This is a genomic window from Bradyrhizobium sp. MI1.11, assembly GCF_055811255.1.
In genome coordinates this window covers 1-9,798 of sequence record NZ_JBVVPM010000068.1, presented here as the reverse complement: position 1 = coordinate 9,798, position 9,798 = coordinate 1, and the positions used below count along the sequence as shown (strand labels likewise).

Below are 9,798 nucleotides of genomic sequence, written 5' to 3'. Positions count from 1 at the left end.
ACCCCTGCCCGCCGCGGCCCCGACCACATAAACCAACCCCGCGCGGGTAGTGGGCCCCGCCCCCCCGGCGGCGGGCTATGACAGCTGTGGATGGCTGCTCGCTACTTCTTTTCCGCCTGCGCCTGCGCCTTTTCCGCGTCCCACGCCTGGAATTGCTTGAACAGCGTTTCCTTATCCGCGTCGGACACTTTTGCGGCCGAGGGGCTCTGTTGCAGGAACGCCTCGAAGCGTTGCCGCGTCACCGGTTCGACGCCGTGGCGGTTGAGCCATTGCTGCGCCACCGGCAATCTGTTCCAGCCCGCCAGGGGCGCCGCGAGCGAGACCTCCTTCCACTTGGGATGGAAAGGCGGGTTCTGCAGCGTCGGGAACTTCGTGAAGAACGCGTCCACGTACAATGCAAGCTTGCGGTAGCGCTCGGTGTTGGGCGCCCAGTTGTAGGCCGCGAGCACCGCCGGCACCGCGATGGTGTCCACGCTCTCGCCCTCCTTGACTAGGTTCGGATAGTCCTTGGCGGTCAGCGTCGCCGGCAGATAGTCGCTCTGGAGGGGCTTTGCATAATCCACGGTCGCAAGGTGGAAGCGGCCGTCATTGCCGAAGGTCGAAACGGACTTGTACGGTTTGCCGCCGACCACGATGACGGCGTCGATCTCGCCGGCCTTCAGTTTCTCCATCGCGATGCGCTGCTCGACATAAACGAATTTCGCCTTGATCCCGAGCCGCTCGAACACGGTGAGCGCGGTGACGAAGGTGCCGCCGTTCGGCAGATCGACGCTTACAGTTTTGCCTTCCAGATCCTTGAGTGTCGCGACCGCTTTTGGCGCGATCACCTGCATCTCCTCGTTGTAGAGCTTCGTCACATAGGTGAATTGCTTCTTGATGTCCTTGGCAAAACCTTTGCGCTCGAGATAGTCGAGCGTATCCGCGCGCACGATTCCGAGATCGACGCCTTGCAGGAACAGGATGTCGGCAACGCTCTGCACCGAGCCTCGGCCGACGATTGGCAACACACGAATCCTGTTGCCGTCGTCGAGCACGGAGGCGAGGTCGGCGCCGAATTGCACATAGGTGCCGCCGATCGTGCCGGTGATCAACGTCACGGTGTTGGCGTTCAGCGACTGCTTGGTCGAGCTCGAACCGAACTGGAAGATGGCTTTCAGGCTGTCAGAGACCTTGGCCGGATCATATTCGGTCTGCTCGGCGCGTGCCGCGAAGGCACAGATCGTCATGATGGCGGCAAGCGCCATTCTCAAAGCGTTACGCATGATATCCCCTAAAGAGTTCTAGTTCTGAAGCTGGGCGAGGCGTTGCCGCGCCTCCGCCGATCCAAGGCCTGCGGCCTTTTGGTACCAGTCGCGCGCGGCGGTCGCGTCGGCAGCAACGCGCCGCGCGTCGCTCGTGCCCAGCACCGCCGGGTCATAGGTTTGCGCGAGCAGAAATGCAGCCGTTGCATCCTGTGCATTGGCGGCGCGTTCGAGCAGCAGGCGCGCCGCGGCAATGTCGCCGACCGCCAACAGACCGTTCGCGCGCGCCATCAGCCCAGCCAGTGTGTCGGCATCGAGCGTCTTGGCGGGCGGTGGGGGCGCAGGCGGCGCGGCGACTGGCCCGGGCGCCTGGGCTTGCAGCGCGGTTTGATAGGCAGTCGCAATCGCTTCGCGGCTCGGAGCTGAGGCTGCGGGGAGATCCTGCGCGTCAGCGCTCGCCAGCCTCGTGTTGCCCAAGCGCGCCGGGTCCTTGTACGCGGTCTGAGGCCTGTCCGGCACGTCGGCCGACGCCATGGCCTGGTCCAGCTCGGCACCCGTCGGGCTGGCAGCGTCGGCGGCGAAGAGATTGCGGAGACTGGGCTGAAACAGCGCGGCCGCAACGGCCAGCGTGGATGCGACGAGAACCGCCGCGAGAACAGGCGGGACAAATCTGAGCCGGGGACTCAACGCCCGCGCCGTATATTCGGCTGAATCCGGCACACCGAGCGGATCGGACAGGAACAGTGGAATTGGATCTTCCGGTGACAGATCGACCCGCGCGGCGCGCGCACGGATATAGGACGCGACGGCCGGATGTGATGCAGCTTGATCGGAATCGACCGATCTCGATTCCCTGGACGGGCGGTACGCCGTCGTCTCCATGGTGATGCTCCCCCTTACTAACGCAACGCTGGGGCATCCCGGCTTCAGTCTTTTTGTTGTTGTCCAGAAATGCCCCGCAAACTGGAGCCGGTAAATCGCCGTCTGAATCAGCCCAAAAAAAGTCGGCGGCTTGCGCGAATCGGGAGATATTTGGGTTTGATTGGGGCGAGGCGAAGGAATGCCCCACAATTTTGTCGGTAATGGTTGACGGGGATTGATCCGGCGGCGGCGCGGACACTGCCTGTCCCGCGCTCGCTGTCATTCTCCCCGAAGGCGGGAATCCAGTACGCCGCGGCTTCTCGATTCAATGACTGACGTCTCGGAGTACTGGATCGCCCGGTCAAGCCGGGCGATGACAGTTGAGCTCGTGGCGAGCGGCCGTACCGACACACGCCACGCCGCATAGCCTCACGGATGCAGGATCACCTTGCCCATGGCCTGACGTCCCGCCAGCACCTTCAGCGCATCCGCAGTCTGTGCCAGCGGGAAGACGCGATCGACATGCGAGGAGATCTTCCCCTCCGCTGTCCACTTCACGAGCTTCTCGAGATTCGCGCGGTTCTTTTCCGGGTTAAGTCGGGTCCACGCGCCCCAGAACACGCCGCGGATGTCGCAGCCCTTCAGCAGCGCGAGGTTCAGCGGCATCTTCGGAATGTCGCCGGCGGCAAATCCGATCACGAGGAAGCGGCCTTCCCAGGCAATCGAGCGTAGCGCCTGCTCGGCATAGGTGCCGCCCACCGGATCGAAGATGATGTCGACGCCCTTGCCGCCGGTGAGCTTTCGCAAGCCTTCCTTCAAATCTTCTTTGCGGTAATTGAGCGTGAGTTCTGCACCGTGCGCCTTCGCGAATTCGAGCTTCTCGTCCGACGACGCGCAGGCGATCACCTTCAGGCCCATCAGCTTGCCGAGCTCGCACGCGGCAAGTCCGGTGCCGCCGGCGGCGCCGAGCACCGCGAGCGTCTCGCCCGGCTTGGGGCTCGCGCGATCTTCCAGCGCATGCAGCGCGGTGCCGTAGATGATGATGATGCCGGCCGCGCGGTCATAATCGAGATTGTCGGGGATCTTCACGATCGATGCCGCAGGCAGCGCGATCTTTTCGCGCGCGCCATTGTGGCCGCAGGAAGCAACGACGCGATCGCCGACCTTCAGATCGGTCACGCCGGGGCCGATGCTCTCGATCACGCCCGCGACTTCGGCGGCCGGCGAGAACGGGAACGGCGGCTTGATCTGGTACTTGCCCTGGATCATCAGGATGTCGAAGAAGTTCAGCGCCGCAGCCTTGATCGCGATCACGGCTTCGCCGGGACCGGCCACCGGATCCGGCACGTCGGCCAGAACGAGATCGTCGGGCTGGCAATATTGCGAGCAGAGGATGGCTTTCATGGCGGCACCTTCTTGAGAAGTGAAGTACTGGGCGTTTCGAGTGGATTTATAGTTTGCCCGTTTCTGCCGGATTTAGGTGCGGGCGACAATCCGGTTTCTTTGTCTATTAGACCGCACCGGCCTATCCTCTCGTCATTGCGAGCGCAGCGAAGCAATCCAGAATCCGTGCCGCGGAAATAGCCTGGATTGCTTCGCTGCGCTCGCAATGACGGGAAGACAGAAAGGGAGGATTCAAACCATGTTTGAAACAGGCCTGCTCAAGGACAAGCGCATCCTCGTCACCGGTGGCGGTTCGGGTCTCGGTGCTGCAATGGCGCGCCGCTTCCTCGCGCTCGGCGCTGAACTCGTGATCTGCGGCCGCAAGGTCGATCGGCTCGAGGCGGCGGCGAGCGAGATGGGCGAAGAGATCGGCGGCAAAGTCACGACGATCGCCTGCGATATCCGCGATGGCACCGCCGTCGAGAGCATGATGGACGCCATCTGGCGCGAGGCGCCGCTCGATATTCTCGTCAACAACGCGGCTGCGACTTTCATCGCGCAGAGTGAGCATCTCTCATTTCGCGCTGCGGATGCGATCCTTGCGCCGACGCTGCATGGTGCGATGTATTGCACGCTTGCCGCCGGCAAGCGCTGGATCGACGGCAAGCATGGCGGCGTCGTGCTCTCGATCCTCTCGACCTCGACCATCACCGGCCGCGCCTTCACCGTGCCGTCGGCGATGGCGAAGTCGGCCGTGCTGGCGATGACCAAAAGTCTCGCCGTGGAATGGGGCCCGAAGGGCATCCGCACCGTCGCGATCGCGCCGGGACCGTTCCCGACCGCGGGCGCCTCGGGTCAGCTCCGCCCCGAGGGTCGCGACGAAGGGTGGGCCGCGCGCAACCCGATGGGACGCGCCGGCGAGCACCGCGAGCTTGCCGACCTCGCCAGCTTCCTGGTCTCCGACCGTGCCGGCTACATCAACGGCGAGATGGTGGTGATCGACGGTGGCGCGCATTTGCGCAGCTCAGGCGCCGAGGATTTGTTGCGCTGGACCGATGCGCAATGGGCGGAGCAACGCGCGGCGCGATCCCGGGCCTAGTCGCCGCGACCTTCGCTAACTGCCTTCCCAAATTGGACTTTCCCGGCTATCCCTGCCGCGGGGACAATGCGCGACCGGGCCATCTTCCAGTCACAATATTGAGGGAACCACTCCAGCATGTGGCGGGTGCTGATTTTAGCTTTGATGACGGGCGTGGCGGCCTGTGGAATCGTCGATTCCGCGCGGGCGCAGACGGCGCAGCCCGCGCCCAAAACTGCACCGAAAGAGGCCGCGCCGAAATCGGCTGCGCCGGCGACCAATACGACTGGAAAGACGGCTGCAAAGCCCGAGAGCAAGCCGGTGGCTCCGCACGCGGCGGTTGCGGGCGGCGCAGAGCCAACCCTGATTGGTCAGTTCGGCACCTGGGGCGCCTATTCGGCCGCGCCCAACGGCAAAAAGGTCTGCTTCGCGCTGGCCAAGCCGTCGTCGTCGAAGACCAACCCGCCGAATCGGCCGCGCGATCCTGCCTATGCCTTCGTCTCCACCCGCCCGGCGGAGAAGGTCAACAACGAAGTCTCGGTCATGATCGGCTACGCACTGAAGCCGGGCTCTGAATCGTCGGTCGAGGTCGGTGGCGCCGCTTTCGCCATGTACTCGCAGGGCGACGGTCTCTGGATCAAGAATGCGGCCGAGGAAGAGCGGATGGTCGAGGCCATGCGTAAATCCGCCGATCTCGTGGTCAAGGGCGTCTCGTCCAAGGGGACCGAGACCACCGACACGTTCTCGCTGAAGGGCCTCGCCCAGGCGCTCGACAAGATCGCGCAGGATTGCAGGCGTTAAGCCTGCGGTCGATAAGGTCGCAATCGGCGGTTCCGGTTGCTATATAGGGCGGACTAGACTTTCTCCCGTCATTCCGGGGCGCGCGAAGCGCGAACTATGGTGCGCAATTGCGCACCTGAGAATCTCGAGGTTCCGGGTCTGGTCCTTCGGACCATCCCGGATCGACCACCTAATCAGGCCATTCAATGCAACCGATGACCGAGCCGCACAACGCAACGCTGGTGGAGAAGACTCCGCTCGAAACCTATGTGCCGCCGGCGAGGCCCTCGCTGATCGGCCTGTCGCGCACCGAGCTTGCCGATCGTCTCGGCGAGATCGGCGTTGCACCGGCGCAGCGCAAGATGCGTGTGCAGCAGCTGTGGCACTGGATGTATTTCCGTGGCGCCCAGAACTTCGAAGAGATGACCTCGGTCTCGAAGGGCATTCGCGCCGAGCTCGCGCAACATTTCACCGTCGACCGGCCCGAAGTCGTGGCCGAGCAGATCTCCAACGACGGCACCCGCAAATGGCTGCTGCGGCTGCCGAGCGGCGACAATGTCGAGCGGGCGCATGAAGTCGAGTGCGTCTACATCCCCGAAACCGATCGCGGCACGCTGTGTGTGTCCTCCCAGGTCGGCTGCACGCTGAACTGCTCGTTCTGCCACACCGGCACGCAGCGCCTGGTGCGCAACCTCACCGCCGGCGAGATCGTGGGACAGGTGATGGTCGCACGCGATCGTCTGAACGACTGGGCCGATCGCGAAGACGGTACGCGTCGCGTCACCAACATCGTGATGATGGGCATGGGCGAGCCGCTCTATAATTTCGAAGCGGTGCGCGATGCGCTGCTCATCGTCGGCGACAACGAAGGCATCGGCATCTCCCGCCGCCGCATCACGCTGTCGACCTCGGGCGTGGTGCCGAACATCGTGCGCGCGGGCGAGGAGATCGGCGTGATGCTCGCGATCTCGCTGCATGCGGTGCGCGACGAGCTGCGCAACGAGCTGGTGCCGCTCAACCGCAAATATCCGATCAAGGAATTGCTGCAGGCCTGTCGCGACTATCCCGGCGCCTCGAACGCGCGTCGCATTACCTTCGAATATGTGATGCTCAAGGGCGTCAACGATTCGCTCGATGACGCCAAGCTGCTGGTGAAGATGCTCAAGGGCATTCACGCCAAGATCAATCTGATCCCGTTCAACCCCTGGCCCGGCACCGCCTATGAATGCTCGGACTGGGACCAGATCGAAAAGTTCTCCGAATACGTCTTCAACGCGGGCTATTCCTCGCCGGTGCGCACCCCGCGCGGCCGCGACATTCTCGCCGCCTGCGGCCAGCTGAAGTCGGAGACCGAAAAACTCTCCGCCAGGGAACGCCAGACGCTGCGCGCCATGGCGATGACGGACTAGCTTGGTAGGTGCACTGTGTTGCTTCCCCGTCATTGCGAGGAGCGCAGCGACGAAGCAATCCAGACTGCCTCCGCAGACGCATTCTGGATTGCTTCGCGTCGCTCGCAATGACGGTAACGTTGGCTTCCTCTGCATGTCCTTGATCGGCCGCCTCATCGTCATCTTCATCGGCTTTCTCGCCGCCTGCTTCGTCGGCGGCATGATCGTCGTCATCGCGCTGTTGTTTCCGGAGTTCGCCGATCTCGGCGCCGGTCCCGTCGATCAGGGCACGATCGACATCCTGCTCGGGTTCGGTTTCATCTTCGTCTCTGGCTTTGCGCTTGTGCCGGCGGCGGTGATCGTCGCGATCACCGAGGCGCTCTACATCCGCAGTGCTCTCACCTATGCCGTCGGCGGCGGCCTCGTCGGCCTCGCCTGCTATCTCGGCCTCATTCCCTTTCACTCCGACACCTTGCAGTTCGAAGGCATCGTGCGCCGCCATCTCGAGATCATGACCGGCGCCGGCATCGTCGCCGGTGTCGTCTACTGGCTGGTCGCCGGTCGCAATGCCGGTGCCTGGCGCAATCCGCCGCTGCCGCGTAAGCCGCCTCCGCCGCTGCCCTCGAATTCAAGGCCGGATTGAGGTGCCGTCATTGCGAGGAGCGAAGCGACGAAGCAATCCAGACTATCGCCGCGGATGGATTCTGGATTGCTTCGCTTCGCTCGGAATGACGGATTCCAGGGTTTTCATCCCCTTCCCACTCGGCTAAACCGCGCGCCATGAACCGGACCGGACTCTTCATTGCCCTGGCGCTGTGGCTCGTGATCGGCGTCGTTTTCGGCCTTTATCCCGAGCTTGATCTCAAGCTCGCCGCGCTGTTCTTCGACCCTGAGACCAAGACATTTCCGCTCAAGCTGAACGGCTGGGCCAGCTTTGCGCGGGACGCCGCGATGTGGGTTGCCTGGGCGTTCGTGCTGCCTGCGCTGGTCGCGCTTGTGGTCAAGATGTTCAAGCCCGACCGGCCGCTGATGGTCTCGGGGCGCGCGATCGTCTTCCTGCTGGTCACGATCATCATGTCGGCCGGCATCCTCACCAATTTCGCCTTCAAGTCCTATTGGGGCCGGCCGCGTCCGGTGGTGGTGACGCAGTTTGCCGGCGACCAGCAATTCGTGCCGTGGTGGGACCCACGCGGCGGTTGCGCGCGCAACTGCTCGTTCTTCTCGGGCGAGGGCGCGACCGCGTTCTGGACGCTGGCGCCGGCCGCATTGGCACCGCCGCCGTGGCGCCCGCTCGCTTATGCCGGAGCCGTGATGTTCGGCCTCGTGACCAGCGGGCTGCGGATGGCATTTGGCGGCCACTTCTTCACCGACGTGTCGATCGCAGGCCTCGTCACCTTCGTCGTGATCTGGTTTGCCTACGCGCTGATTTACCGCTGGCCGCGGACCCGGTTTTCGGACGAGGCGGTCGATGCCGCCTTGACCCGCCTGAACATGCCTGCCTACCGGCTGCGCCAGCGCCTGTTCGGCCGCAAGACGGGGCCCGAGCCGTCAGTTTGAGCCATTAAAGGGGTGCCGAGCCCCGCGAAATTTGATATTCGCGCGGTCAACCCGTGAAACGACATCCGCCCTTCGAGACCGATTGGAAGCCCCATGACCACGATCCTGAAAAGCCTGCCCAAGGGTGAGAAAGTCGGCATCGCTTTTTCGGGCGGCCTCGACACGTCAGCGGCGCTGCTCTGGATGAAGCAGAAGGGCGCGCGCTGCTACGCCTATACCGCCAATCTCGGCCAGCCCGATGAGGCCGACTACAACGAGATTCCGCGCAAGGCGATGGAGTTCGGCGCGGAGAAAGCGCTGCTGGTCGATTGCCGCACGCAGCTCGTCCATGAAGGCATCGCCGCGATCCAGTCCGGCGCCTTTCATATCTCCACCGGCGGCATCACCTATTTCAACACCACGCCATTGGGGCGCGCCGTCACCGGCACGATGCTGGTCGCGGCGATGAAGGAGGACGGCGTCAACATCTGGGGCGACGGCTCGACCTTCAAGGGCAACGACATCGAGCGCTTCTATCGCTACGGCCTGCTGACCAATCCGGGCCTGCGCATCTACAAGCCCTGGCTCGACCAGCAGTTCATCGACGAGCTCGGCGGCCGCGCCGAGATGTCGGCGTTCATGACGGCGCAGGGCTTTGCCTACAAGATGAGCGCCGAGAAGGCATATTCGACCGACAGCAATCTGCTCGGCGCGACGCACGAGGCCAAGGATCTCGAAAGCCTCGACAGCGGCATCAAGATCGTCAACCCGATCATGGGCGTGCCGTTCTGGCGTGACGACTGCAACGTCAAGGCCGAGAAGGTCGTGGTGCGATTCGAGGAAGGCCAGCCGGTCGCGCTGAACGGCCAGACCTTCTCTGATCCCGTCGCGCTGTTCCTCGAAGCCAACGCGATCGGCGGCCGCCACGGCCTCGGCATGAGCGACCAGATCGAGAACCGCATCATCGAGGCCAAGAGCCGCGGCATCTATGAAGCGCCCGGCATGGCGCTGCTGCACATCGCCTATGAGCGCCTCGTCACCGGCATCCACAACGAAGACACCATCGAGCAGTACCGCATCAGCGGCATGCGCCTGGGACGTCTGCTCTATCAGGGCCGCTGGTTCGATTCGCAGGCCCTGATGTTGCGCGAGACCGCGCAGCGCTGGGTCGCCCGCGCCGTCACCGGCGAGGTCTCGCTGGAGCTGCGCCGCGGCAACGACTACTCGATCCTCAACACGGAAAGCCCGAACCTGACCTATGCGCCGGAGCGGCTTAGCATGGAAAAGGTCGAGGACGCGGCGTTCACGCCGGCCGATCGCATCGGTCAGCTCACCATGCGCAACCTCGACATCAACGATACCCGCGCCAAGCTGAAGCTCTACAGCGACACGGGCCTGCTGTCGGGCAGTGAAGGCTCGCAGATCTTCCGGCTGGAGAACGACAAGGGCTGAAGCGTAGCAACCATTAAAGGCTAGGCGGCTTTTTCGATCCAGGGCGTGCCCCGTTGCACGACAGTATTGGCGTAGATCA

General features: G+C 63.8%; 9 protein-coding genes. 6 read left to right on the top strand and 3 right to left on the bottom strand.

Translation table 11 applies throughout. The annotated features are described in order from the left end of the window. Positions 1-101: 101 nt before the first annotated feature. The 3 genes from AC0L30_RS37350 to AC0L30_RS37340 all read right to left on the bottom strand — a co-directional run bounded on the left by AC0L30_RS37350 (position 102) and on the right by AC0L30_RS37340 (position 3,506). Positions 102-1,262: a TAXI family TRAP transporter solute-binding subunit gene (locus tag AC0L30_RS37350; RefSeq protein WP_007598749.1), complete on the bottom strand. Its 1,161-nt coding sequence runs from the start codon at positions 1,260-1,262 to the stop codon at positions 102-104. 18 nt (positions 1,263-1,280) lie between these two features. Beyond that, positions 1,281-2,123, bottom strand: coding sequence for a hypothetical protein (locus AC0L30_RS37345; protein WP_473367741.1), 843 nt, complete (start codon positions 2,121-2,123; stop codon positions 1,281-1,283). Positions 2,124-2,531: 408 nt separating this feature from the next. After that, positions 2,532-3,506, bottom strand: a complete 975-nt coding sequence (locus AC0L30_RS37340) for an NADPH:quinone oxidoreductase family protein (protein WP_473406378.1) — start codon at positions 3,504-3,506, stop codon at positions 2,532-2,534. A 238-nt stretch (positions 3,507-3,744) separates the two neighbouring features. Here AC0L30_RS37340 and AC0L30_RS37335 point away from each other — a divergent pair, with 238 nt between their 5' ends. The 6 genes from AC0L30_RS37335 to argG all read left to right on the top strand — a co-directional run bounded on the left by AC0L30_RS37335 (position 3,745) and on the right by argG (position 9,719). Further along, positions 3,745-4,584 (top strand): SDR family oxidoreductase, encoded by an 840-nt coding sequence (locus AC0L30_RS37335; protein ID WP_473406377.1) that lies wholly within the window; start codon positions 3,745-3,747, stop codon positions 4,582-4,584. Positions 4,585-4,701: 117 nt separating this feature from the next. Next, positions 4,702-5,364, top strand: a complete 663-nt coding sequence (locus AC0L30_RS37330; protein ID WP_007598757.1) for an invasion associated locus B family protein — start codon at positions 4,702-4,704, stop codon at positions 5,362-5,364. Between the two features lie 185 nt (positions 5,365-5,549). Next, entirely contained in the window at positions 5,550-6,752 is a 1,203-nt protein-coding gene (gene rlmN / locus AC0L30_RS37325; RefSeq protein ID WP_007598759.1) for a dual-specificity RNA methyltransferase RlmN, read from the top strand. Positions 6,753-6,885: 133 nt separating this feature from the next. Then, positions 6,886-7,374, top strand: coding sequence for a hypothetical protein (locus tag AC0L30_RS37320; RefSeq protein WP_473367744.1), 489 nt, complete (start codon positions 6,886-6,888; stop codon positions 7,372-7,374). A 137-nt stretch (positions 7,375-7,511) separates the two neighbouring features. Next, positions 7,512-8,288 carry a phosphatase PAP2 family protein gene (locus tag AC0L30_RS37315; protein ID WP_473406376.1) on the top strand — a complete coding sequence of 259 codons (777 nt, stop codon included), beginning with the start codon at positions 7,512-7,514 and terminating at the stop codon, positions 8,286-8,288. A 93-nt stretch (positions 8,289-8,381) separates the two neighbouring features. Next, entirely contained in the window at positions 8,382-9,719 is a 1,338-nt protein-coding gene (gene argG / locus AC0L30_RS37310) for an argininosuccinate synthase (protein WP_007598765.1), read from the top strand. Positions 9,720-9,798 lie beyond the last annotated feature (79 nt).